24 protein-coding genes are annotated in these 24,899 nt (G+C 67.2%); 11 read left to right on the top strand and 13 right to left on the bottom strand.

The genetic code is table 11. The annotated features are described in order from the left end of the window. Positions 1-40: 40 nt before the first annotated feature. From ACFRAQ_RS23280 to ACFRAQ_RS23270, 3 genes are all read right to left on the bottom strand, one after another. Positions 41-970, bottom strand: coding sequence for a carbohydrate ABC transporter permease (locus ACFRAQ_RS23280; protein ID WP_379102914.1), 930 nt, complete (start codon positions 968-970; stop codon positions 41-43). A gap of 239 nt (positions 971-1,209) precedes the next feature. Continuing rightward, complete coding sequence (locus ACFRAQ_RS23275) at positions 1,210-2,115, bottom strand: Ig-like domain-containing protein (protein ID WP_379102912.1); 906 nt, start codon at positions 2,113-2,115, stop codon at positions 1,210-1,212. A 295-nt stretch (positions 2,116-2,410) separates the two neighbouring features. Beyond that, the gene (locus tag ACFRAQ_RS23270) at positions 2,411-3,709 is read right to left on the bottom strand and encodes a cytochrome P450 (protein ID WP_379102910.1); all 1,299 of its coding nucleotides are present in this window, start codon (positions 3,707-3,709) and stop codon (positions 2,411-2,413) included. A 122-nt stretch (positions 3,710-3,831) separates the two neighbouring features. On the opposite strand from ACFRAQ_RS23270, the gene ACFRAQ_RS23265 reads away from it, so the two are divergent. Then, positions 3,832-4,461: a hypothetical protein gene (locus tag ACFRAQ_RS23265; RefSeq protein ID WP_357088584.1), complete on the top strand. Its 630-nt coding sequence runs from the start codon at positions 3,832-3,834 to the stop codon at positions 4,459-4,461. Between the two features lie 103 nt (positions 4,462-4,564). Here the strand turns inward: ACFRAQ_RS23265 and ACFRAQ_RS23260 are convergent, their stop codons facing one another. Further along, complete coding sequence (locus tag ACFRAQ_RS23260) at positions 4,565-5,227, bottom strand: serine protease (RefSeq protein WP_379102908.1); 663 nt, start codon at positions 5,225-5,227, stop codon at positions 4,565-4,567. Positions 5,228-5,727: 500 nt separating this feature from the next. Here ACFRAQ_RS23260 and ACFRAQ_RS23255 point away from each other — a divergent pair, with 500 nt between their 5' ends. Genes ACFRAQ_RS23255 through ACFRAQ_RS23215 form a run of 9 tightly spaced genes read left to right on the top strand, consistent with a single transcriptional unit; the run spans position 5,728 to position 15,236 of the window. Then, the gene (locus ACFRAQ_RS23255) at positions 5,728-6,546 is read left to right on the top strand and encodes an ABC transporter permease (RefSeq protein WP_357088587.1); all 819 of its coding nucleotides are present in this window, start codon (positions 5,728-5,730) and stop codon (positions 6,544-6,546) included. Positions 6,547-6,549: 3 nt separating this feature from the next. Then, the gene (locus ACFRAQ_RS23250; protein WP_357274830.1) at positions 6,550-7,413 is read left to right on the top strand and encodes an ABC transporter permease; all 864 of its coding nucleotides are present in this window, start codon (positions 6,550-6,552) and stop codon (positions 7,411-7,413) included. 12 nt (positions 7,414-7,425) lie between these two features. Beyond that, positions 7,426-8,880: an MlaD family protein gene (locus tag ACFRAQ_RS23245; RefSeq protein WP_379102905.1), complete on the top strand. Its 1,455-nt coding sequence runs from the start codon at positions 7,426-7,428 to the stop codon at positions 8,878-8,880. Beyond that, positions 8,877-9,920 (top strand): MCE family protein, encoded by a 1,044-nt coding sequence (locus ACFRAQ_RS23240; protein WP_379102903.1) that lies wholly within the window; start codon positions 8,877-8,879, stop codon positions 9,918-9,920. The genes ACFRAQ_RS23245 and ACFRAQ_RS23240 overlap by 4 nt, the downstream gene beginning before the upstream one ends. Beyond that, positions 9,920-10,915: an MCE family protein gene (locus ACFRAQ_RS23235; protein WP_379103736.1), complete on the top strand. Its 996-nt coding sequence runs from the start codon at positions 9,920-9,922 to the stop codon at positions 10,913-10,915. The genes ACFRAQ_RS23240 and ACFRAQ_RS23235 overlap by 1 nt, the downstream gene beginning before the upstream one ends. Next, positions 10,912-12,003, top strand: coding sequence for an MCE family protein (locus tag ACFRAQ_RS23230; protein WP_379102901.1), 1,092 nt, complete (start codon positions 10,912-10,914; stop codon positions 12,001-12,003). The genes ACFRAQ_RS23235 and ACFRAQ_RS23230 overlap by 4 nt, the downstream gene beginning before the upstream one ends. Further along, entirely contained in the window at positions 12,000-13,121 is a 1,122-nt protein-coding gene (locus ACFRAQ_RS23225; protein WP_379102899.1) for an MCE family protein, read from the top strand. The genes ACFRAQ_RS23230 and ACFRAQ_RS23225 overlap by 4 nt, the downstream gene beginning before the upstream one ends. Beyond that, complete coding sequence (locus ACFRAQ_RS23220; protein WP_379102897.1) at positions 13,118-14,290, top strand: MlaD family protein; 1,173 nt, start codon at positions 13,118-13,120, stop codon at positions 14,288-14,290. Before ACFRAQ_RS23225 ends, ACFRAQ_RS23220 begins: the two co-directional genes overlap by 4 nt. Before the next feature lie 52 nt (positions 14,291-14,342). Further along, positions 14,343-15,236 carry a hypothetical protein gene (locus ACFRAQ_RS23215; RefSeq protein WP_379102896.1) on the top strand — a complete coding sequence of 298 codons (894 nt, stop codon included), beginning with the start codon at positions 14,343-14,345 and terminating at the stop codon, positions 15,234-15,236. Positions 15,237-15,359: 123 nt separating this feature from the next. On the opposite strand, the gene ACFRAQ_RS23210 is transcribed toward ACFRAQ_RS23215, so the two are convergent. The 6 genes from ACFRAQ_RS23210 to ACFRAQ_RS23185 form a co-directional block, all read right to left on the bottom strand. Further along, positions 15,360-16,010 carry a ribonuclease H gene (locus ACFRAQ_RS23210; protein ID WP_379102894.1) on the bottom strand — a complete coding sequence of 217 codons (651 nt, stop codon included), beginning with the start codon at positions 16,008-16,010 and terminating at the stop codon, positions 15,360-15,362. 10 nt (positions 16,011-16,020) lie between these two features. After that, complete coding sequence (locus ACFRAQ_RS23205; RefSeq protein ID WP_379102892.1) at positions 16,021-16,521, bottom strand: SRPBCC family protein; 501 nt, start codon at positions 16,519-16,521, stop codon at positions 16,021-16,023. A gap of 51 nt (positions 16,522-16,572) precedes the next feature. Next, on the bottom strand, positions 16,573-17,766 hold the full coding sequence (gene lhgO, locus ACFRAQ_RS23200; RefSeq protein WP_379102890.1) for an L-2-hydroxyglutarate oxidase: 1,194 nt from the start codon (positions 17,764-17,766) through the stop codon (positions 16,573-16,575). Between the two features lie 10 nt (positions 17,767-17,776). Beyond that, on the bottom strand, positions 17,777-18,478 hold the full coding sequence (locus ACFRAQ_RS23195) for a hypothetical protein (protein WP_379102888.1): 702 nt from the start codon (positions 18,476-18,478) through the stop codon (positions 17,777-17,779). A gap of 381 nt (positions 18,479-18,859) precedes the next feature. Beyond that, positions 18,860-19,651 (bottom strand): TIGR03084 family metal-binding protein, encoded by a 792-nt coding sequence (locus ACFRAQ_RS23190; protein ID WP_379102886.1) that lies wholly within the window; start codon positions 19,649-19,651, stop codon positions 18,860-18,862. A gap of 87 nt (positions 19,652-19,738) precedes the next feature. After that, positions 19,739-21,094: a hypothetical protein gene (locus tag ACFRAQ_RS23185; RefSeq protein WP_379102884.1), complete on the bottom strand. Its 1,356-nt coding sequence runs from the start codon at positions 21,092-21,094 to the stop codon at positions 19,739-19,741. A 227-nt stretch (positions 21,095-21,321) separates the two neighbouring features. Between ACFRAQ_RS23185 and ACFRAQ_RS23180 the strand changes: the two genes are divergently transcribed. Then, complete coding sequence (locus ACFRAQ_RS23180; protein WP_379102882.1) at positions 21,322-22,398, top strand: metallophosphoesterase; 1,077 nt, start codon at positions 21,322-21,324, stop codon at positions 22,396-22,398. Between the two features lie 23 nt (positions 22,399-22,421). On the opposite strand, the gene ACFRAQ_RS23175 is transcribed toward ACFRAQ_RS23180, so the two are convergent. Genes ACFRAQ_RS23175 through ACFRAQ_RS23165 form a run of 3 tightly spaced genes read right to left on the bottom strand, consistent with a single transcriptional unit; the run spans position 22,422 to position 24,850 of the window. Continuing rightward, entirely contained in the window at positions 22,422-23,429 is a 1,008-nt protein-coding gene (locus ACFRAQ_RS23175; RefSeq protein ID WP_379102880.1) for a zinc-binding dehydrogenase, read from the bottom strand. 4 nt (positions 23,430-23,433) lie between these two features. Beyond that, positions 23,434-24,006, bottom strand: a complete 573-nt coding sequence (locus tag ACFRAQ_RS23170; protein ID WP_379102878.1) for a TetR/AcrR family transcriptional regulator — start codon at positions 24,004-24,006, stop codon at positions 23,434-23,436. After that, the gene (locus ACFRAQ_RS23165; protein ID WP_379102876.1) at positions 23,999-24,850 is read right to left on the bottom strand and encodes an alpha/beta fold hydrolase; all 852 of its coding nucleotides are present in this window, start codon (positions 24,848-24,850) and stop codon (positions 23,999-24,001) included. The genes ACFRAQ_RS23170 and ACFRAQ_RS23165 overlap by 8 nt, the downstream gene beginning before the upstream one ends. Positions 24,851-24,899: the final 49 nt, after the last annotated feature.

Here is a 24,899-nt window from a genome sequence, read left to right as displayed (position 1 = left end):
AACTCCTGATCGTGGAACGCGCGCAGTAGGTTCAGCCGCTTCACTTCTCGTCCCCTCGGTCCATGACGCGCACCTGGATCAATGTCACGATCAGCAACACCAGGAACATGATGGTGGCGACGGCCGCCCCGTAGCCCGCCCGCTGGTTCACCCAGGATTCGCGATAGACCTGGTAGATCATGGTCGTGGTGCCGGTGCCGATGGGCCCGCCGCGGGTCATCACATTGATGAGGTCGAAGACCTGCAGCGAGTTGAGCAGCACCGTGATCGACAGGAAGTAGGTGGTGGGCCGCAGCTGCGGCAGCAACACCCGGGTGAAAGTGGTCCAGCGGCCGGCGCCGTCGATCTCGGCGGCTTCCATCAGGTCGGCCCGAACCCCTTGCAGCGCCGCCAGATAGATGACGAAGCTGTAGCCCAGGTTCTTCCAGATGTAGGTGACCGTGATCATGAACAGCGCCCAGTGCGGGTCCTGCGCGAAGTCGGGTGAGTGGATTCCCATCCGCTGCAGCAGGTCCGGGATCAGGCCGAAGCCGGGGTCGAAGATGAACTGGAAGCCCACGCCGATGGCCGCGCCGGAGATGACGTACGGCGCGAAGATGGCGGATCGAACCACATTGCGCCCGACCAGCTTGCGGTCCAGCAGCAGCGCGAGGGCCAGGCCCAGGATCATGCTGCCCAGCACCGCGGCGACGGTGAACACGACGGTATTGCCGACGATCTGCCAGGAGTCGTCGCGCCCGAACCATTCGGTGTAGTTGTCGAATCCGACCCAGTTCAGGGTGGTCGCGGAGATGTTCCAGTCGGTGAAGGACAGTCGCACGTTGTCGATCAGCGGTCGATAGACGAACAGCCCCAACAGGATCAGGTTGGGCGCGACCAGGACGGTGAACAGCGCGTAGTCCCGCCAGGGTCTGTTTCGCCACCCGCGCCCGGGGGGCGTCGGGAGTACTCGTTCGGGCCAAGATCGCACCCGCGCAGCCTGGCGGCCTTTGGCAACTGACTGGTTAATTCCAGATGGTAGCTCGCTGAACTGTCGGTCGGCACCCGCCACCGACTGTTCACCGGTCACACCACCGAGGGGCGCGGACATGCGCCGAATCGTACGACCGCCCAAGATGTTTCGAGGCCAAAACAATATGAACGGTTAGCCAATAGAAAACAGCGAGGGCCGCGCTCGAATCGAGCGCGGCCCTCGTGTTCAGAGCTGGATCAGTTCCAATCGCCCCAGCCGTCGCCGGTGTTCAGGGTGCCGCCGGCGGTGTTCTGCACGATGACCGGGTCGCCCTTCTGCACGTTCTCCTGGAACCACTTGGCGTCCTCGGTGGACACGTTCAGGCAGCCGTGCGAGGCGTTGGAGACGCCCTGCTGTGCCACGCTCCACGGGGCGGCGTGCACGAAGATGCCGCTGTTGGACATGCGGGTCGCGTATTCGACCTCGAGCTTGTAGCCCTCGGGTGCGGTGGTCGGCACGCCGTAGGTGGACGAGTCCATGATCATCTTGCGGTTCTTCTCGCTGACGATGTAGGTCCCGTTCGGGGTCTCGTGACCCTTCTTGCCCATGGAGGTGGGCATGGTCTTCACGACCTCGCCGTTGCGGGTCACGGTGATCGTGTGGGTGGTGTCGTCGGCGGTGGTGATGAACTCGTCGCCGATCGTGTAGGCCACGTCGGTGCCGCCGGCCTGGACGGTCACCTTGGAGCCGGCGGGCCAGAAGTTCTCGGGTCGCCAGCGGACCTGCTTGTCGCCCATCCAGTAGAAGTGGCCGTTCACCTTGTTGGTGGAGGTGATGCGGATCGACTTCTCGGCGGCGGCGTGGTCGCCGACCGGGTCCTTGAAGTTGATGATGACGGGCATGGCCACGCCGACCACGTCACCGTCGCCGGGGCTGACGTTCGGGGCCGCGAAGTTGGCGGGCGGAATCGGCGCCTTGGCGTTCGGGTCGGTCGGCAGCGAGCCCGGCTCGGGCTGCGGCATGACCGCGGAGGGGGTGCCCGGGACGTCCGGGCCGCCCGGCCATAGCGGAGTCGCTGAGGCGGGTGCTGCCACCACTGCTCCGGTTGCCGCGATGGCGGCAAGGGCGATCAGTCCCGTCTTTCGATACCGGGTATGGCGCACAGCTTGGTCCTCTCAGATCTTTGTTCTTCACGCAGAACGCGGGCGCAGTTCACCCGCAGTAGTCCCAACCCCGCGTCCATTACTACAGCGATCTGTCGAGTGCGCCAACCGCCTTCTGCGAGTTATTCGTACCGACTGCTAGGTGTGCACTCAGTCACAACACCATGGGCCGGTTCCTCGTTGGGCGTGTATGCGCCGATGGCGGCGGCGATTCACCGAAAGTGACACCGGTACGGCCGCTTTCGGAGTGATTGCTCCCCAAAACCTACTTGTGATCGAAATCACCGACGTCGCTTCACGACTCGACGATGTCGAACATGATGGCGCGCCGCGGTCCGACTGTGATGGTGTGTGGCACCGACATCGGCGCACCCCCGCGCGCGAAGCGCGGCGTGAGCCGCATCCGCACTCCGCTCAGCACGGTTGCCAGCACGATGCGCAGCTCGTAATCGGCCAGGGTGGCGCCGATGCAGCGCCGGTGACCGCCCCCGAACGGCGCGTACTCGAACGGGCCGTATTTACGCTCGAGGAACCGTTCGGGCCGGAAACGCCGTGGTTCCGGCCACACCGCGGGATCGGTGTGCAGCAGGTGCACCGACACCCCCATGGTGTCCCCCGCCGCCAGCCGCGTGCCGAGCAGCGTGAAATCACCTGTGAGCCTGCGCAACACGATCGGCACCGGCGGATGCAACCGCAGCGTCTCCTGGCAGACCGCGTCCAGGTAGGGGAGCTTCATCAGCTCGGCCGGATCGGGATCGGTTCCGGCGCCGGTCAATTCGCCGCGCAGCCGGGCCAGTGTGTCCGGTTCCCGGTGCAGCCGGTACAGCGCCCACACCAGTGCGGTGGCGGTGGTTTCGTGCCCCGCCACCAGCAGCGTGCGCAACTGCTCGCGCAGGTCGGTGTCGCTGATGGCGTCACCGTCCTCGTAACGCGTATCCAGCAGCAGCGCCAGCAGATCCGTGCCGCCGCCCCCGTGCGCGCGCCGCCGCGTCACCTCGGCGTCGACGAGTTCGTCGAGCCGGTCCCGCGCCGCGGCGAACCGCTCCCAGCCCGTGAGCCCGAACATGTTGCGCCGCAGGCCCGGAGCCAGGAACAGCGTGCTGCCGAAGGATTCCAGGAAGGCGGTGGTGGCGGCGGTGTACTCGGCACGCCGCGCGGGCTCGTCGATGCCGAACACGGCCGCCAGGATCACCCGCAGCGTGAGTGCCCGGGCCGCCGCGCGGGCATCGACGCGGGTGCCCGGCCGCCACGGCGTCCCGGTGCGTTCGCCATGCAGTTCGGCGCGGGTGGCGTCGCGAATGACGGTGCCGTAGGCGCTGATTCGATTGCGGTGGAAGGCGGGCGCGAGCAGGGCCCGCTCGCGCCGGTGCCGCTCGCCGCGGGCCAGGATGAGTGAGGCCGCGCCGACCATCGGCTCGATCGGATTGGGCAGCGGCGGTTCCAGCAGATCCATCGGCGCGCGGAACAGTTCCCGCGCACCCGCGGCGGTGCCGGTGAAGAGAACCGAACCGAGCGTGGGCATGCGCACCCGGAAGGGATCGCCGTCGCGGGCCCGCCGCCAGGTGACGTACCGCTCCAGGATGTCGGTGCTCATGGCTTCCTCTACGGGTGCCCGGATGAAATGGTTCGCAGCCTTGATTCGATCTTCTGGGTGCCCGTGGTGTACTCATGGGCGCACAACTCAAACCTGTTTGTTTCGAAATATAGGACTCGCCCGTGTTGCGTCAGCAGCTTTCCGTCCGGATCGTCGTGCCCGCGATCTCCGCCGTCGCCGCCCTGCTGCTCGCCGGCTGTGGGAGCACCGTCACCGGCCATCCGACGGCCGCCCCCGGCGATATCGTGCTCCCGACCACGACCAAGACCCCGGGGAACACGCCCACCAAGCCCGGCAAGCCCGGTGCGCCGACCACCACTCCGCGCGCGGATCGCGGTGGCAAGACCGACTTCCACGCCTCGATCGGCGACTGCGTGAAGCTGGGCGGCACCACCGAGAACGCCACCATCGACAAGGCGGTGTGCGGCAGCCAGGACTCCAACTACAAGGTGACCGGCAAGGCCCCGAAGAATGCCCAGTGCGGCAAGGACTCCGACCAGGTCTACTACGAGACCCTCAACGGGTCCGAGACCGGCGCGCTCTGCCTGACCATCGACTGGGTGGTGGGCGACTGCATGGAGGTCGGCGGCGACACCGCGCACCGCATCCCGTGCACCAGCAAGACGGCCACCGAGGGCGTGAAGGTGGTGTCGATCGTGCAGCACAGCACCAGCGTCGACGACTGCCCCGACGGCGACCAGGGCTACGTCTACGACGATCGCAACTTCGTCGTCTGCGTGAACACCCTCTAGCACCGGGGCGAAACGCTCCAGGACCGGTACGGCGGAAAGCGGCGGTGATTCTCGAATCACCGCCGCTTTCAGCATTTCCCGCCTCGGATGACCGAGGGGCCGGTCAGACGGGCCGGTAGCCCGCGCCGACACCGCCCCGTCCGTTGACGTCATCCATGATCGCGCTCATATTGGTGCCGACCTCCGGGCCGAAGCAGGCCACCGCCAGGTAGGCGTTGACCATGCCGACCAGGGTGGTGCCGACGACGACCGGCGCGCCGGAATCGCCCTCGACGACGCACATCTGGCTCCAGGTCTCGACATTGGTGTCGAAGACGTCGCCCCACGCGACGCCGCAGGTGTTGCCGGTGGTCCGGCCCTCCTTGCAGACGATGGCGGGGAAGGTCGCCGGACCGCCCATGCCGGTGATGGTGACGCCGCCGATCCGGTTGACCGGGACGACCCGGTTCGGATCGAACTGGATGACGGCGTAGTCCAGATCGTGGTTGGAGTACGCGAACTGCCCGATCTGACCTGCGGCCCGGTCCTTTTCGGCCCAGACCTTGGAGCCCGCGTCGCCACAGTGACCGGCGGTGAGGCCGACCAGGCGACCCGCTCCGTCGTAACCGATGGTGGTGACCGTGCATTCGTATTGATCGTCGATGATGATCCCGGAGCCGCCGCCGATGACGGCGCCTCCATCGGCGTGAGCGGCTCCGGCGCCGGTGAGCACGGTGCCGATAGCGACGGCGAGCACGCCGGTCGCCCCGGCCAGTTTGTTGATCATGTCCCTCCAGGTGTCGGAAGCCGCACGAATCGCAACCTGCGGTTACACATCCTGTCAGTATTCGGGCCCAGTTGGCGGTTGTACCGCCTTGTGTTGCCGAGCCGTGTCCTGCTGGGCTTCGCGGCACTTAGCTAGTTGGATGGGTATATCGGAACAATGCACAATGGCTATCGAATTCCGATAAATTTGGTCCTACAAATTGTTACCCGGTAGGTGTTCTCATCTTCCGGTAGTTAGTCGAAAACTAGAACAAGTTCTAGATCTCTGCCAGGTTCTTTTGCACGAAAACCGACCCTGATGTGGCTGTTCACAGCCATAGCGTGAATGTGATCCGGCTCTATGATCGGAACCACAATCGGTGGTGTGTTTTTCCTAACTCCGTAGTAGGGTGCGTCAAGCAAACAGTCGCCGGAGGCGGGTAACTCCGGCGTCGAGAGGGGTAGTCAGTGCAGTCGACCACGATCCCGGGGGGACCGGGGAGTCCACCGCCGGCGTCACGGATGAATACGGCAGTGGATTGGGCCAAGGGGTACTGGCGGGACCATCCGAAACGGTCGCTGGAAACCGGCGGCCGCATGATGGTGATGGGTGTCGCGGCGGTCACCGAGCTCTTCGTGGCCATCTTCCGCCGACGCTTCCCCTACGGTGAGTTCGTGCGGCAGTGCGCCTTCATGGCCAATGTCGCCGCCGCCCCCACCCTGCTGGTCGCCATTCCGATCGGCGTCATCGTCTCGATCCAGGTGGGTTCGGTTGCCGGACAGGTCGGTGCGACCTCGTTCATCGGTGCGGCCAACGGCCTGGGCATCATTCAGCAGGGTGCGCCGCTGGTCACCTCGCTCATGATCGCCGGCGCGGTCGGTTCGGCCATCTGCGCCGACCTCGGCTCGCGGACCATCCGCGAGGAGATCGACGCTATGAAGGTGATGGGCGTCGATCCCATGCGGCGGCTGGTGGCCCCCCGCCTCGGCGCGGCCATGCTGGTCTCCGTACTGCTCTGCGGCTTCGTGGTTTTCGTCGGCTTCCTGACCGGCTACGTCTTCAACATCTTCGCGCAGAACGGCACGCCGGGCTCCTACATCGGGACCTTCTCGTCCTTCGCCGTCACGGCCGATCTGATTGCCGCCCTGCTGAAGTCGCTCATATTCGGCCTGCTCGCGGCCATCATCGCCTGCGACTCCGGGCTCAATGCCAAGGGTGGCCCGGGCGGTGTCGCCAACGCGGTGAACACCGCCGTGGTCATGTCGGCGGTCATGCTCTTCGGCGTCAATCTGATCATCACGCAGCTGTACAACTCCTTCTTCCCCCCAGCGATGGTCTGAGCCGTGTCAGCTACTTACGTACCGCCGCTGCTGCGGCCGTTCACACGCATCAAGGGCGCGGCCGGATGGCCGCGCGACTGGCTGGCGCGCATCGGCCACCAGGTCTTCTTCTTCCTACGCTCGATCGGCTCCATGCCGATGGCGTTCAAGCAGTACCCCAAAGAGGTGTGGCGGCTGCTGTCCGACGTCACCTGGGGCAACGGCAATCTCGTGGTCGGTGGCGGCACCATCGGCGTGGTGCTGATCCTGTCGGCGTTCGGCGGCATGACCGTCGCCATCCAGGGCTACACCTCGCTGAACCTGCTCGGGTTGAGCCCGCTGACCGGTGCCATCTCCGCCTTCGCCACCACGCGTGAGCTCGGGCCCATGCTGGCCACGGTCGCGTTCGCGGCGCAGGCGGGCTGCCGGTTCACCGCGCAGCTGGGCGCCATGCGCATCTCCGAGGAGATCGACGCGCTGGAATCGGTTGCCATCCGGCCGCTTCCGTACCTGGTCAGCACCCGCATGATCGCGGCCATGATCGCCATCGTGCCGCTGTACTGCCTGGCGCTGCCGCTGGCCTACATCTCCTGCTCGTTGACCGTGTCCCTGGTGGGCGGCACCGCGACAGGCACTTTCCAGCACTACTTCTATCAGTTCCTGATCCCCCACGATGTGCTGTACTCACTGCTGAAGGCGATCATCTTCGTCGCGATCACCACCTTCATCCAGTGCTACTACGGGTATTTCGCCTCCGGCGGCCCGGAGGGCGTGGGTGTGGCCGCTGGTCGCGCGATCAAGTACTGCATCATCGCGGTCGTCTTCGCCGACCTGTTCATGACCTTGGCGATCTGGGGGGTCAACCCCGGTATCCGGATCTCGGGATAGGGGGCGCACACGATGATCATCGATCCGAGCGGGCGCGGACCGACGATGCGGCAGCTGCTCATCGCCGGTATCTGCGGTCTCACCGTCATGGCCGTCATCCTGGGATTCCTGATGGCGCGGTACAAGGGCTACTTCGTCGAAAAGGTCAACGTCACCGCGAATCTCACCACCACCGGTGACGGCCTGCCGGCCAATGCGGACGTGAAGTTCCGCGGCGTGCTGGTGGGCGCGGTCAAGGATGTGTCGGTGGCCGCCAAGGGCGAGCTGCAGCAGGTGCACATCGAGATGAAGCCCGAGTACACCTCGGGCATCCCGGCCAATGTCACCGCGCGCGTGGTGCCGTCCAACCTGTTCGCCGTCACCTCGGTCGAACTGGTCTACAACGGAGCCGATTCCGCGCACCTCGCAGAGGGCTCGCAGATCGCGGAGGACACCTCCAAGGGCACCATCGCCCTGCAGGACACCCTCACCACGGTCCGCAATATCCTCGGCAAGCTGGATCCGGTGCAGCTGGGCCGGGTGCTGGGCACCCTGTCCTACGCCCTCGACGGCAGCGGCCGGATGCCCGGCTCCACCATCGAGCGCGTCGACACCTGGCTCGCGGGCGTGCGCGGGTCGGTCCCGAACGTCGGCGGTTTCCTCGACGACTTCTCCACCTCCTTCCGCGCGCTCAACCAGTCCGCGCCGGAACTGATGGGGGTGCTGCAGGATTCGGTCAAGACCGCGCAGACCATCTCCGACCGCCGGGCCGAGCTGACCGCGCTGCTCGCCGGGACGTCCAACACCATCGACAAGGTGAACGGGCTCTTCGCCCGCAACCCCAATGTCGGTAAGGACGTCACCAACGGCACCAGCGCCCTGTTCGGCGCGCTGTCGGACAACCCGGACGCGATCCCGCAGGCCATCTACAACCTCAATGACTCGGTCCGCAAGCTGAGCTCCTCCTTCCATTGGGGCCCGCAAAACCAGATGATCTGGAACGTGGGCATCACGTTCACGCCGTACAAGCCCTACACCCGCGAGGACTGCCCGCGCTACGGCGAGCTGGCCGGGCCCAGCTGCGGTACCGCGCCGCTCACCTCGGATCCGGGCACGCTGCCGGACTCGCTGCGGCCCAGGGCCATCGACGCCGCGGCGGGTCTGCCGATCACCGCGCCGCCGCCGGGCTTCCCGCTGATCCCGGGCGTGACCGTCACGGGTACGCCCTCGACCGGTGAGGCTCCGAAGCAGCCGGGCAGCGACCCGCTCGCGGGCACCCCGCTGCAGGGCATGTTCCCGAACCTGGTTCCCGCGGCCCCGGCGAGCCAGCCGGGCGCCCCGGCGACCGGTAAGGACATCGCCCTCGCCGGTGACGACGCCATCACCGCGATGCTCGGACGGCGTCCCACCGCGGCGGAATACCTGCTGCTGAGCCCGATTCTGAAGGATGCGACCGTGCACCTGACGCAGAGCGAGGCCGGCCGATGAGCATTCGCAAACCGCTGATCGGCTTCGGCATCTTCGCGATCGTGTCCGTCCTGGTGACCGCGGTCATCTGGAACACACTGGCCCGCACCGTGCAGGGGTCCACCAACACCTACTCCGCCACCTTCACCGATGTGCTGGGTCTGCGTCCGGGCGACGACGTCCGGATGGCGGGCGTGCGCGTCGGCAAGGTGGAGAAGATCGACCTGGACAGCAAGAACCAGGCCAAGGTGACCTTCATCGTGCAGCGCGATCAGACGCTGTTCGGCGACACCAAGGCCCTGGTCCGCTACCAGAACCTGATCGGTCAGCGGTATGTCGCGCTGACCCCGCCGGTCGCGGGCAAGCCGAAGACCGGTGATCACGTGGCGCTGAAGAACAATGGGGTGATCCCGATCGAGCGCACCGAGCCGTCCTTCGACGTCTCGGGTCTGCTCAACGGTTTCCAGCCGCTGTTCCAGGTGCTGCAGCCGGAGCAGGTGAACAACCTGTCCAACACCTTCATCCTGGCGTTGCAGGGCGACAATGTCTCGTTGAGCGCGTTCATCACCCAGGCCGCCGCGGTGGCCTCGGACTTCGAACGCCGCGACGGGATCCTCTCCGACGTGATCACCAACCTGTCCAGCGTCATGTCCGGCCTGGCCAAGCGCGGCGACGAACTGGAGACGCTGGTCACCCAGACCCGCGCCCTGATCGGCGGCCTGTACGCGCAGGGCCAGTCGCTGCAGGCGTCCACGGTCCAGATCGCCGACGCCACACTGGGTCTGGTCGACATGTTCGGCAAGATCCAGCCCAAGCTGGTGGCGGCACAGGCTTCCTCCAACGACGCGCTCGCGCTGCTGCTGGCCAACGGTTCCAAACTGGACCAGGCCGCGGTGGATCTGCCCGGCATCCTCTCCGATGTCGGCAAGTTCACCCAGAACGGCGCCTACGCCAATGCCTACCTGTGCAGCCTGGATATCTCGCTGTACGGTGTCCTCTTCCCGCGCGGTCTGTTCTCGCAGATCGGCGGCAACTCCCACTCGGCGGTGTGCCGGCCATGATGTCGAAACTCAAGTCCCGCTTCAATTCCAACCGCAACTTCTGGCTCGGCGTGCTCGGCGCCGCGGTGATCGTCGGACTGCTGATGGGCTCCTCCATCTACAAGTCGGTGGGCATCGGCACCAAGAGCGTCAAGGCGGAGTTCGTGCAGACCGCCGGCATCAAGGTCGGTGACAAGGTGGACGTCTCCGGCGTCCCGGTCGGCACCGTCTCGGCCGCCGAGCTCGAGGGCGACCACGTGCTGATCACCCTGAGCGTCAATGACGATGTGAAGCTCGGCCAGGACGCCAAGGCGTCGATCAAGATGGCGACCCTGCTGGGCGCGCGTTACGTCGACCTCGTCCCGGGTGACGGCAAGGGCCTGAAGGGCAACCGGATCCCCAAGTCCAACACCGTGGTTCCCTACAACCTGGCCGACGTGGTCCAGGAGGGCACGCCGAAGTTCGAGGAGCTCGACACCAAGAAGCTGGCCGACTCGCTCAATCTGATCAATCAGCAGATGGGCGACACCCCCCAGATGACGGTGCAGGCCCTCGACGCCATCGGCGCGCTGGCCAAGACCATGAACAACCGCAAGGACCAGGTCGACCAGCTGCTCAAGGATCTGGACAAGGTCACCAAGATCCTCGGCGACAACCGCAACAGCGTGCTGCTGGTGATCACCCAGGGCGAGGCCATCGCCAACCGGGTGATGGAGCGGCAGGGTCTGCTGAAGAGCCTGCTGGACAACATCGCCATGCTCAGCAAGCAGTTGCAGCAGATCGGGGCGCAGAACGACAACCGGTTCGGCCCCACCCTGATCCAGCTCAACACCATGGCCGAGGGTCTGCAGAAGAACAAGGACAACCTGGACCGGCTGCTGTCGATCATGCCGCCGGCCGTGCGGCAGTTCAACAACGTCTTCGGCAACGGCAACTACGGTGAGGTCGCGCTGCCCTGGCTGTTCCCGGACAACTGGTTGTGCTTCGCGCAGGTGAACGAGGGGTGCCACCAATGATGCTGAAACGATTCGCCCAGGCGGCCATGATCGGTGTGGCGGCCGCCGCCGTCGGCTCCTGCTCGCTCGTTCCGCTCGGAGTGAAGGACGCCGCGGGCCAGACCCAGCACTTCACCGCCGACTTCCTCAATATCGCGGGCATGTTCGAGGGCAACCCGATCACCGTGCTCGGGCTCGAGGTGGGCCGGGTCGACAAGATCGTGCCCAAGGGCCAGTACGTCGAGGTCCACATGACCGTGGACAAGGGCGTCGACATCCCGAAGAACGTTCAGGCCGCACTGGTTTCGCCGTCCATCGTGACCGACCGGCACATCGAGCTGACCCCGCGCTACACCGGTGGGGACAAGCTGCACGACGGCGCGCACCTGACCACCCAGCAGACCAAGACCCCGGTCGAGCTGGACACCATGATCAAGACCATCGACTCGTTCGCCGCCGCGCTGAAACCCCAAGAGGGACAGGACGGCATCGGCCCGCTCTCGGGCCGGGTGCTCTACCCGATGATGAACGGCAACGGCGAGAAGATGCGCGATGTGCTCAACTCGCTGTCCGGCGCCCTGAAGACGGGCCTGGACAACAAGGACGCCATCTCCACCATCATCATCAAGCTGAACGAGCTGACCACCATGCTCGCCGAGAACGACGATTCGGTGCGCGGATTCAGCAACAAGATCACCCAGATGACCGGGCTGCTGTCCGATCAGGCCCCCGGCCTGCAGGCCACCCTCGATCAGCTGAACGCCTTCCTGGCCAACACCAGTGGCGCGTTCTCGCAGTACTCCGATCAGCTCAACGGCACCCTCACCGGGCTCACCGCGGTCACCAAGCAGCTGCGCGACAACGCGGCCGGGGTGACCGAGGTGGTCGACGTGACGCCACTGCTCATGCAGAACCTGGACCGCTCGGTCAACCGGCAGGGCAACTTCATTCGCCTGCACGGCCTGATCGGCACCGCGCTCTCGGGTGAGCTCGTCAGCCTGTTCTGCGAGCGCGTGCAGATGAGGGCGGACGGCTGCCGGACGGGCAAGATGGAGGACTTCGGACCCGACTTCGGTCTGATGGCGGCGGCGCTGGGGATGACCAAATGAGCAATCGAATGTCGGCCCTCTGGGATGAGCGCACCGGCCATCGGGCGCGGCGCGCGATCGTGGCGGTCGCGGTCACCGCGACGGCCGTGGTGGCGTCGGGCTGCGGTGTCACGGTGGAGAGCCTGCCGCTGCCCAAACCCGGTCCGGGCAACGATACGTACACCATTCACGCGGCCTTCGACAATGCCCTGAACCTCCCGGATCAGGCCAAGGTCAAGATCGGTGGTTCCGACGTCGGGGTGGTCACCAAGATCACCACCAAGGATTTCAAGGCCAATGTGGACCTGGCCATCCGCAAGGACATCGAATTGCCCCAGGGCAGTACGGCGGAACTGCGGCAGGCCACCCCGCTCGGCGACGTCTTCGTGGCGGTATCCAAGCCCAAGACCCAGCCCGGCGCGGAAATGCTGAAGGACGGCGCCCGGATCGAGAACACCTCGGCCGGCGCCACCGTCGAAGAGCTGCTGATCTCGGTCTCGTTGCTGTTCAACGGCGGCGGCATCGCCAGCCTGTCCAAACTGACCTCCGAGATGGACTCCATCGTCGGCGGCCGCGGTGAACAGCTCGGCCATGTGCTGACCCAGATGACCAGCGTGATGACCAGCCTGAACAACAACAGCGCGCGGGTCGACAATGTGTTGTCCGGCTTCAGCGCGCTGGCCAACACCATCGAGGCCAACCACCAGCAGCTCGGCCAGGTGGCCGACAGCCTGCCCGGCATGATCGGCGCCATCGCCGAGAACAACCAGGCCATCGGCGATCTGCTCAACAAGATCTCGACAACCAGTGCGGCCCTGGGTGATTACGCCAACACCACCTCGGATTCGCTGGGCAGCCTGCTCGACAACCTGAACCAGCTGATGTCGGCGCTGGCCCGGACCGATCAGACGCTCGGCCCCGCGCTGGACGCGCTGCACGAAATCCGGCCCAAGGCCGACGCCTCCTTCAAGGGCGACGTCCTGGCCGTCAGCGGAACCCTCACCATGCTCGACATCGGCCTGCTCACCGATCCGGCGAACAGCAAGTTCCCGGACGTGAAGGACCTCAACGATTTCGGCGGCAGCCTGATCCAGGTTCTGCAGATCATCTACGGCCGGATCAACGGGGGACACCGATGAACTGGGTATCGCGACACAAGAACCTGGTGTCCAATGCCGCGCTGGTGCTGATCCTGCTGGTGGGCGCGTCCTACCTGGCGATCAGCGTGATGCGGGTGAACCCGCTGCGCGAAACCTACACGGTGACGGTCAATCTGGACCGTTCCGGTGGGTTGCAGGCGGGCAATGACGTGACCCTGCGCGGCTTCCGGGTCGGCAAGGTCGACGACATCAAGCTGATCGACAACGGCGCGGCCATCGCGGCCACCGCCGAGATCGACAAGAAGTACTCCATTCCCGCGGACACCGTGGTCGCGGTGGGCGCGCTGTCCGGCGCGGGCGAGCAGTACATCGACTTCCGCCCGAACACCGAGAGCGGCCCCTTCCTGCACAACGGTTCGCTGGTGCAGTTCGATCCGGCCAAGGTCAAGACGCCCACCCCGGTGTGGTCGGTGCTCGACAATGCCAGCGCCCTGATCGCGCAGGTGGATCCGGACAAGTTCAGCGTCATCCTGACCGAGCTGGACACCGCGTTGTCCGGCGGCCCGGACCAGCTGCGCTCGCTGATCAACGCGGTCAGCATCGCCACCAAGGGCCTGGATGATCTGCTTCCGCAGACCACCAACCTGCTCAAGAATTTGCAGGTCATTTCCGGCACCACCGCGCTCGCGCAACCGGACCTGGGTACGCTGACCCGTAATTCGAGTGTGTTGTTCAACCAGTTCAACGACGCGAATGCCGAACTCCAGAAGATCCTGGAGCAGGCCCCCGGCCAGATGCGGGACCTCGGCGCGGTGCTGGACCGGACCGCGGACCCGATGACCAGTCTGGCCACCAACTTCGCGGCCATCACCAGGGCCGCGCAGCTGCGCGCGCCGGCGCTGCGGGCACTGTTCCCGTCGCTGGTGATCGGCACCTCCGCCATGGGTGTGCCCGCGCACGACGGCGAGTTCTACACGATTGTCGACATCTGGCCGCGTGCCTTCTGTGACTACGCCACCAAGAAGGTGCGGACGGAGGTCGCCACCGAGAACACCTTCCCGCGGTGGGCGGGCTACTGCCAGAACCCGCCGCAGGACCAGCAGATCCGCGGATCCGCCAACGCCCCGCGACCGGACGTGCCGAACAATGGCGCGCTCCCGCCCGCGGGCTCGGATCCCAACGAGCGGACCCTGCCGCCGGTCAAGTGAGGCCTCAACCAACACGGTGCGTCCGCAGCGCACCGGGAAAGTGATCGATTAGATGTCGGACGACGCTGCCCAGGACAAGAAAACCGAAGACGATTCGATCGCCGAGGCCGATAGCCAGGGCAACGCCGAGAAGGTCACCGAGACGACAGCGGGCACGGATGCCGCTGAGCCGACGGCGAGCACCGACGCTGAGCTGACGGTGAGCAAGGATGCTGAGCCGACGGTGAGCAAGGATGCCGAGCCGAAGGCGAGTGTGGACGCCGCGGCCGGCGCCGAGCCTGAGACCGGTGAGCCGGCGGCCGAATCGAAGGCCGCCAAGTCCGGTCTGCTGTCCGCGGTGCCGGTGCCGCTGGTCGCACTCGGCGCACTCGGTGTGGTGGCGGTGGCCGCGATCGCCGGGGCGGCCGGATTCTGGTGGCAGTCGCACGACCGCGCCCAGCAGCTCGACGCCCGCGACAACGCCACCTCGGCGGCGTGCGGTTTCGTGCGCACCCTCACCGCGTACGACGAGAAGTCCCTGCCCGACTTCGCCGCCCGGATGAAGTCGCAGATCGCCGATGGCGGCGAGTTCGCGCAGAGCTTCGAGCCGGTCGCCGCCGACCTGCAGGACCTGCTGATCAAGCAGCACGCCAAGGCGACCCTGGGCATGCTGCGCTGCGCCTACGAGTCCGGCGACGCGAACAAGGCGACCATCCTGGTGGACGTGCTCCAGACCGCCAGCAACGATCTGCACGCCCAGCCGGTGGTGCTGCCGCTGCCCTCCTACGTCGAGCTGGAGAAGAAGGGCGACAAATGGCTGGTCACCAAGTACCGCACGGTCTACGGCAACGATGACAGCGCCATCCCCGGCGCGGGTGGCGACAAGCAGGGCATCCAGCCCTCGGGCCAGGCGACTCCCCCGGCGCAGCCCGCGCCGACGTCCGCGGCTCCCAAGCCCGGCAACTGAGTAAGTTCGCCACAGCGCGAAAAGGGCCCGCCCCCGGATCTTTCCGGGGGCGGGCCCTTCTGGTTCTATCGCGGCATCATCGTCGCAGGTAGACGCGCTGCACCAGGGTCCTCGGGGCTGTTCTCAGAACAGTGTGAGTGCCTCGGTGACAGGCGCTTTGGCGGCGGCGGCCCGGCGGCGCGGGGTGGCCGGTGCGGAATGCGCGGTCGCGCCGATCTTCTCGGCCGGTTCCGCGGGCGCGGTCACCGGCAGCGGCTCGGTCTTGGGTTCCGCGACCGGGATCGGCGCGGTGGGCGGATCGAAGGGCTCCGGCTGAACGGCATCGGAGTCGGTGGTCTGCCCGGTGGCGGCGGCCTGCCGGGCCGCCTGTCCGGCCAGGGTGTCGGCCTGCTCGTTGAAGTAGTTGCCGACGTGGCCGCGCACCCAACGGAACCGGACGGGGCCGGGGCGGGTGGCGATGGCGCGGTCGATCTGCTGGATCAGTTCGACATTCTTGACCGCCGCGCCGGTCGAGGTCTTCCAGCCGTTGTTGCGCCAGCCGTTGATCCACTCGGAGGCGCATTTGATGGCGTAGAGCGAATCGCTCTCGATGAGTAGGGGTTCGGTGCTCGGATGGGCCCGGACGGCCTCGAGTAGCGCGCGCAGTTCCGCGATCTGGTTGGTGCCCGAGGGCCCGCCGCCGCTGGCCGAGCCGCCCGCGTGATTGACCCAGGCCCAGCCGATCGCCCCGCCCGGATTGCGCAGGCATGATCCGTCGGTGCTCACGATGATCATGCGGCCTACCCTACGCGATCCGGCCGACAAGATCGGTGCCGTGGAATTCCTCTATCTCCCTGCGCAATTGCGATTCGGTCCGCCGGACCGTGGCCTGCACCAATGCGGCCAGCACCGCGGAGAGCAACTTGCCGGTGACGCCGCGCGGCGCCCAGTACTCGGTCTCCGAGGTCAGCACCGCGCGTCCGTACCCGAGCGGGTCGAAGCGCAGGGTGATGACACAGAAGTTGGAGCACGCCGACGCCGGCTTCCCCTTCCGGCGTCGGCGCAGTGTGTACTCGATGACCGCGTTGCGGCGGTAGTCGGTGATCTCACACTCGATCGTGGGATGCCACAGGCCGACACGCAGCGTCGCGGCGAAGACCGCTCCGAGACCATGGTCGGAATCCCCGACCGGCTCGAAGGCGGCCACGCCGAACGCCCAGTCCGGCACGAACTGATGGTTGTCCGTATATGTGAACGCGACTTCCACCGGTGCGCCGACATCACTCGCGTACTTGAAATGGCCCATAGGCTGCTCCCTGTCCCACGGCTGCCATTAAAAGTACTACAGCAATCCTATTTATTGAACGGAGTCGTCCAATCGATCCACGATGTACTCGGCGATCGGCAGCGCGGAGGTGGCCGCCGGAGACGGTGCGTTGAGCACGTGCACCGAGCGCGGCGTGCGCTCGAGCAGGAAGTCGTGAGCCAGGCTACCGTCGCGCAGCACCGCTTGGGCGCGGATACCGGCCTCTCGTGGCAACAGGTCGGCGATCGTCAACTCCGGGCAGTAGCGGCGGCATTCGGTCAGGTAACCGCGCTTGAACAGGGAGTTGCGCAGCTCCCGCAGCCCGGTGCGGACATTGGCGGCGGCCACCTTGTGAAAACCGCGGTAGCCCAGGATCTCCCGGGCGTCACGCAGATTCACGCTCCCCTTGCGGTACCCCTCGCGGGCCAGGCCGAGCACGGCATTGGGTCCGACGGTCAGCGCGCCGTCGATGGTGGGGCTCAGATGCACCCCCAGGAACGGCAATTCGGGATCCGGGATCGGGTAGATGAGGGTGTTCACCAGATCTTTGCGGTGCGGCGGCAGCTGGTAGTACTCGCCGCGGAAGGGCACGATGCGCAGATCGATGTCGAGTCGCGCCAGTCGCGCCATCCGGTCGGCCTGCAGGCCCGCGCACACCACCAGCCGCCGGGCCTGCCGACTGCCGGTCGGACCGGAAATTGTTACCGCCGAGTCTGTTTCGGCGATGGCGGCGATCTCCGCGTTCAGAACGATCTCGCCCCCGGCCGCGCGCACGTCCTCGGCCAGCGCCCGGGTCACCTTGCCGTAGTCGATGATGCCGGTGCTCGCCACGAACAGGGCCCCGACCCCGGTGATCCGCGGCTCCCGTCGCACCAGTTCGGCGGCGTCGAGCAATTCCACCTCGACCCCGTTGGCGACCGACCGCTCGTAGAGCGCGAGCATCCGCGCGTGCTCTGCCGCATCGGTGGCCACCAGCAGTTTTCCGCATTCCTCGAATGGAATGTGGTGTGCCGCCGCGAATTCCTTGGTCAGCTCCGCGCCGCGCACGCACAGCCGCGCCTTCAAGCTTCCGGGCTCGTAGTAGATGCCGGAGTGGATGACCCCGCTGTTGTGCCCGGTCTGGTGCAGGCCCAGCTGTCCGGCCTTCTCCACCAGCAGCAGGCTCGCCCCCGGGTGACGCTGGAGAATGCGGTGCGCGGTCGCCACGCCGACGATGCCCCCGCCGATCACGCAGTAGTCGTACACACCGGAAGTCTCACACAGTGACGGTCGCGGAGTCTTCTCCGTGGACGACGTTCGTAGCGGCCGCGGCCGGAACCGGATGCCGGGCGATCTGCAGGCCGTAGGTGCCCAGCGCCGGATCCGACAGGGTCAGCGTCACGTCGCCGCGGCTGTCCACATCGGTGCGCAGCCGGGTGTTGGCGGTCGGGTCGGTGGTGATCCCCAGCTGCTGCCCGAGCGGCGAGTTCAGCAGCACGTCGGCCACGGTGGCGAAGACGTTGGTGTCGAGGGTGAGGGTCACCGTCTCGTGCTGAGCCCCGGCCAGCTGCGCGCCCACATAGGTGGTGCCGAGCCGGAGCTGACCGGCCAGCGGCCGTGGCGCCTCGGCCGCGGGAGCGCTGCCGGGGATGTGGTCCGGAATCGCCTGCGCCACCGCCGGATCCAGCGGATATCCGCTGAAAAGCGAGGTCAGCGTGATCTTCTCGGCGATCGGCGCGCCGAGCTGGACGCCCGGCCGATCGGTGGCGGGGCCGGGCGCGGCGAGCGCCGGGCGTCCGGCCGGTGTGGTGGTCGTGAGCTTGCCGGGCCGCTGGGCCATCTCGTTGGCGATGTACGAGCCCGCCGCGACGGTCAGCCCGATGCTGGCCATGCTGGCGGTGACGATGGCGCTGTAGCGGATCACCTGGGCCGTTCGCCGGGTCGACCGGGCGGCCTGGGTCGCCAATTGATGCGACATGACTGGTGCGTCCTCTCCCTCTCCCCTGGGGCCCCCTGCGCAACGCAGACCCGCACCATTGAAAGTCGTACGCGCGTCCAGATTACGGTGGCGGCGGGTACCACATGTCGTAGGTGAGACCAGGATCACTATCGAGAAAGGTTGGGCATCATCAGGTTTTCGGCAGCGAAAGCCTGGGTAAAAACTTGTAAGCGGCGAGCGCCAACTCGACTGCCATCGAAGAGACCTCCGGCCAACGGCGTCCGGTCGGCACCAGGCACGGCGCACCCAGGCTGGCGCTCGCTCGCTCCCTCCCAGCCGGTCGGGCATTGCCCGGACCGCTGGGAGAAAAGCCCCTGTGGGAATTGGGGATTCTGGTCGGAGGCCGGGATCGACGGCGGGTCAGGCGAACTGGCCCGCCGTTCTGCCGCTTCCGGGCGGACCGGCGAAGGCCTGGGCCAGGCCCAGCCATTCCAACGCCTCCGCGCCCCGCACCTCGAGAGCCAGATCGTCGAGATGGCGACGCTGGGTGACCAGCTGGCAGAAATCCCAGGCCGGACCGCTGATCCGCTGGGCGGCGTCGTCCGGGCCCCAGGTCCACAGACTGCCATCGGGCGCGGTCAGCTCGATGCGGAACTCCTCGGCGGGAGCGGTCTTGCCGTGCGTCATGTACGCGAAGTTCCGGGTCCGGACGCCGATGTGCGCGATGTGCCGCAGCCGCGCGGTGGGCTCCCGGGTGAGGCCGAGCGTGTCGGCCACGTCCTGGCCGTGCGCCCAGGTCTCCATCAGGCGGGCGGTGACCATGGAGGCGGGGCTCATGGGCGGGCCGAACCAGGGCAGTTTGGTCCCGGCCGGAACGGCGCGCAGCGCCTCCACCAGGGCGGCACGGTCGCGACGCCAGTCGGCGAGCAATTGCGGCGCAGGGGCTTTCGCGCCCTCCTCGGCGGCCTCGTCGACGAAGGTGAGGGCCTTCGGCAGCGCCGCCTGGACCAGCTTGTCGAATTCGGCCGCATCGGTGGCCGCGATGGCGGCGACCTGATCGGTCCAGTTCAGGTGAGCGATCTGGTGCGCGATGGTCCACCCGGCGGCGGGCGTGTCGCGCTCCCAGCCGGTCGGATCCAGGTCCGCGATCAGCCGATCGAGATCGGCGCATTCGGCGGTGAAGTCGGCGAGCAATGCCTCGAGATCGGCCACGGGCTCAGCATCGCAGCCGTCCCGGAAAAATGCAAGCATGCGTGCTTGATTTCCCGGGCTGCCGGAGAGTTGCTCCGAAAGGGCTGTCTACCAGCCGAAAAGGATCAGATGCACGGCCCCGACCACCAGGCCCAGGGCGGCGCCGTGGAGATACAGCAGCCAGGCGTCCTGCTCGACGGAGGCGTAGAACATCTCCATGAACTCGCCCGGGGTGAGCTGCTGCAGCTTGCGGGCCGCGAACTCGTCGATCTTCTTGGCCTGCGCGGCCGCGAATTCCGGATCGTCGGCCAGGCTCGGGGCCAGCCCCACCGCGGCGGTGGTCGCGCCGATCTTCAGATTGTCGAACTGCCGCTTGCCGAACACGGTCCGCACCACCGAGTGGGTCGGCCCGAGCTGGCGGTGGATCTCCTTGGCGATGAGCCGTTCCAGCAGCTGCCGGGTCTTGTCACCATTGGGGCCGCTGAGCAGTTCGCCCGCCAGGTTCGGCAGGGTCAGCACCTGGTAGGCCAGGATGTGGGCCAGATCGGCGGCGGCCTCGGGCTGCCGCTTGGCCAGCAGCGCCTGCTTCCACAGGTACTTGTACCAAGGCTGGGGATCGCCCGGCTCGAACACCATCTTGACGGCGATGACATTGACCAGCACGCCGATGGTCGCGGTCGCGGACAGGATGACCAGCCACGGCGGGATCCAGCCCAGCACCGGAATGCTCTGGTGCACATGCATGTACAGCGCCAGCAGCAGGCCGAACGGCGCGCCCAGCAGGCCGATGCGGACCATGAACTTGAGTTCCGGCGCGGCGATGGTGGTGGTCAGGTCCTTGAGGATCTCCGGGTTCTCCCGCAGATACCGGATGACGAAGTCCTTGATGTCGATCAGCTGGTCGACATTGTCGCCGAGCTGGTCGAAGGCGTTCCGGGCCAGCGACGGCAGTTCGCGTTCGATGCGCTGGTAGAGCGCATTGCGCACGGACTTGGGCACCGCGCCCCACAGGTCCGGGTTCTCCTTGCTCATGATCTCGTCGACCATGCCCGGCACCTGTTTGCGGCCCACCTCGGCGATGTAGTCGGCGATGCCCTCGAGGTCGAGTTCGCGAATGAAGTCCTTGGGACTGCCGATCCGCATGATGGCCACGTCCACGCAGATGCTGGCCATCTTCTCGGCGCGCGCGGGGATGAATCCCTGGAAGCCGAGCTGCCTGCCGTCGCCGGAGAAGGTGGGCAGCACCTGGACGCGGCGCGGCAGGTAGGGGTAGAGGATCTCGAGGCCGGGCACCCGGAAACCCTTGAAGTAGACCGGCCAGAACAACATCAGCACGCCGGTCCAGTTGGTGAGCCAGCCGGCGATGGCGCTGAAGATGGGGAAGCTGATCAGATCGACCACGAGTTTGGACTGGCCCGTTATTTGTTCCCAATCCAGGAACAGGCCCGAGGCCAGTGTCGTCATTGCGGGGTCCCCCTACGGCCGAGCTCGTGGTGAGAAATCAGATCCCCAACACTCTCATCGGGCCGAGTCGCTGTCAAAAGGTCCTGGCCTGGAAGAACGTGTCGTGTCGTGCCGGTGTGGGCGGGGTCATGACGTCGTACTCTGCGGCGGGGCTGGGAGTTCGGAATACTGGTCAACCGACCAGGGTGGCAGCCGGGGAGTCCAGGGTGACAGGCAGGGAGCAGAGCATGACCGTCGATCGTCGGGCTTTCATCGGCGGCACCGCCGCCGCGGCGGTGGGCGGCGCCGCGGCGCTGACCGTGGGCGCGGCGCCCGCGCGGGCCGAGAACGACCCGGCCGTCGGCAAATTCGGCTTCCCCGACGCGCAGCGGCTGCGCGTGCTCGTCACCGGAGACGCGGGCACCGGCGCGCGCCCGCAGTGGCAGGTCGCCGACGCCATGCGCGAACAGCATGCGCGCGACCCGTTCTCGCTCGCCCTCGCCCTCGGTGACAATGTCTACGAGCAGGGCCCGTGGGCCGACGACGACGCCCAGTTCGCGGCCAAGTTCGAGAACCCCAACCACGACCTCGACTTCCCCTGGCTCATGGTGCAGGGCAATCACGACAATTCCTCGATCCTGCCGGGCGACGGCGGCTGGCTGCTGCGCGGCGATCACGAGGTGGCGTATCACGCCCGCTCGGCCCGCTGGTTCATGCCGTCGCGCTATTACTCGGTGCGGGTTCCCCAGGAGAATCCGGTGGTCGAGTTCTTCGTGCTCGACCTGAACCCCGTGGCCGCCTACCTGCCCCCGCTCTTCCAGCCGTACTGGGCGGCCGACGGCCAGTTCATGACCGAGCAGGCGGCCTGGCTGGACCGCGCCCTCGACGAGTCCCCCGCGCCCTGGAAGATCGCCTGCACCCACCACCCGTACCGCAACAACGGGCCGCACGGCAACGCCGGCGAATACGACGGTTTGACCATCGACCCGATCGACGGCCGCCACGCGCGGGACTTCTTCGAGGCGCACGTGGTCGGCCGCTGCCAGTTCCTGTTGTCGGGCCACGATCATTCGCTGCAGGTGCTCGAACCCACCACCGCGTCGAAGGGCACCCGGCAGATCATCTCCGGCGCGGCCGCGAAATCCGTGCACGGCGAACCGTCCTCGGGCGGTAAGGGCAGCCCCAACGGCGCGCTCTACGAGAACTACGACGCCCTGGGCTTCATGGTCCTGGACCTGACCCCCACATCCGCGGATCTGGGGGTCTACACCGTCGACCTCGCGAACGGCCAGTCCGCCAACGTCTTCCAGCGTCGGCTCGGTTAGCCCGCGCCAGCGACTCTAGTCGCCTACGGTTTCAGGACGATCCGGATCGGGTTGCCTTCCTTGGCCTCCAGGGCGTGCACGGCCTTGGGGGCGTCGGCCAGCGGCACTACGGCGCTCACCGAGCGCGCGAAGTCGATCCGTTGCAGCCCTTGGAGTTTCACCAGCTGGGTGACATGCTCCGGTGCGGACCCGTAGTGCCCGCGCAGCTGCTGCTGGAAGAAGCTGAACGCGGTGCCGCCGGTGATGGTGATCGGCTTGTCGGTCAGCCCGACCAGCACCAGGCGGCCCTGCGGTGCGAGGCAGGTGACCGCCTGTTCGCGCACCGGCGCCACGCCCGCGAAGTCGAAGGCCGCGGCCAGACCGGTGCCGCTGGCCTGGAAGATCTTGGCGCGCAGGTCCGGATCGGCCGGATCGAACGCCAGATCCGCGCCGAAGGACAGCGCGCGCTCACGGGCGGCGGGCAGCGGATCGATCGCGATGATGGGTGCGGCCCCGACCAGGCGCAGCAACTGGATCCCGTGCGCGCCGAGCCCGCCGACACCCCAGACGCCCACGGCCTCACCGGCTTTCACCTCGGCGGTGGCGGTGATGGCCGCCCACGGCGTGGACACCGCGTCGGGGATGAAGCATGCCTGTTCGAAGGGCAGTTCGTCGGGAATCGGGACCAGGGTGTCGACGCGGGCCAGGGTGTATTCGGCCCAGCCGCCGTCGTAGTCGACGCCGCGGGTGAAGGTGGCGCCGCCGCGCAGTTCGCCCGCCTGCAACAGGACTCGATCGCCGACCTTCGCGGTGGTGACCCCCGGTCCGAGAGCGTGGACGGTGCCCGCGACCTCGTGGCCCAGCGTCACCACGTCGCCGCGCAGGAACAGCGGGGTCAGGGTGCCGTCGATGAGGTGCACGTCGGACAGGCACACACCGGCCGCTTCGACCTTGACCAGTACGTGGTCCGGGCCGGGTTCCGGGATCGGCACCCGGTCCAGTTCGAGTCGGCGTTCGGGTCCCAGATGGAGTCGTGCGGCCAGCATCGTCATCGGCTCATCGTAGGCCGATGTCGGTGAGTCCACGGTCGAGAAAACGGATCATCCAGACGAAACTCTGCTCGGCGTCGTCGCTCCACTGGAAGCCGTCGGAGGCCTGCAGACTGGCGAAACCGTGGAAGGTGGAGCGCAGCGTGCGCAGCGCGTGCACCATCTCGTCGGCGCCGATGCCGTAGCCGCGCAGCACCGCCTCCATGGATTCCAGCAGCCGCGAACCCGATTGCAGCAGTGGGTCGTCCGGCCCGGTGAAGCGTGCGCCCACGGTGGCGGCGTACCGGCCCGGATGTTCGACCACGTAGCCGCGGAAGGCGTTGGCGAAGGCGGTGAGCGCGTCGCGGCCCGCGAGTCCGTGCATGGCGTCGCGGACCCGGGCGTCGAGTTCGGCCATGGCGAGCGCGGCGATGGCGTGCTGCAGGTCGGCCAGGCTCTCGATGTGCTTGTAGAGCGACGGCGTGCGCACCCCGAGCCGCTGCGCGAGCGCGCCCAGCGCCAGGTCGCCGAAGCCGACCTCGTCGGCGAGGGCGGCGCCGGCGGCGATGACGTCGGTCCGGTTCAGCCCGACCCTAGGCATGGTGTTCCTTCAGGAACGGCAGCATCAGTTCGGCGGTGCGCTCGGCGGCCTCGAACTGCGGGTAGTGGCCGGTGCCCTCGATCAGGCCCAGGCTGCCCAGTCCGGCGGGCAGGGCGGCGACGATGCGCTGGCCCTCGGCCTCGGGGCTCGGGAAGTCCGGGTCGGCGGTGCCCATCAGGATGAGCGCGGGCCGGGTCACGTTGGGCACCTGGGCTTCCGCGTCGGCCGGGGTGGACTTGCCGCACTTCATGAACTCGGCCATGCGACCGGGCTCGTTCAGCTTCGCGGCCACCTCGCCCAGGTAGGTGTCGAGGTCGGCGGGCTGCGAGGGCATGGCGACCCGCAGGTACTTCAGCCACTGCCCGATGCTCTTGAACATCATGGTCCCCATCAGCGGGACCATGCCGCGGCGGTGGCGCGCGTTGGTGAAAAGCGCTCCCACGTCGGCCTTCTGGGTGAGGGTGAAGGGGTTGATCTCCACGATCGCCCGCACCAGGTCCGGCCGCAGCGCGGCGGCGATGGTGGCCGAGCCGCCCGAGAGCGAGTGGCCCACCACGATGGCGGGACCGCCGCCCAGCCGCTCGATGACGGCCAGCAGGTCGTGGGCGACGTCGGTGCGGCTGATGGCCGCCTTGCCGGTCTCCGACGCCCAGTCCAGGCTGGACTCGCCGTGGCCGCGCATATCGGTGTTGACCACCCGGTATCCGGCCGCCGCCAGCAGCGGGGCGAGGTGGCGGTTCACGGTGCGGTCGATGCCCATCCCGTGGGACAGCACCACCAGCGGGCCGGTGCCCTGCTCGTCGTATGCGATCCGGCCGCCGTCGATGTCCACGTACTGCGTCATGGTCTTTCGCTCCCCAGGAGTAGCTAACTGCGATAGCCATAAAGCTAAT

The organism is Nocardia sp. NPDC056611 (assembly GCF_042792755.1).
In the GTDB taxonomy this organism is placed as follows: Bacteria; Actinomycetota; Actinomycetes; order Mycobacteriales; family Mycobacteriaceae; genus Nocardia.
The sequence above is the reverse complement of the archived record's forward strand: the minus strand, read 5'-3'. Positions and strand labels throughout refer to the sequence as shown.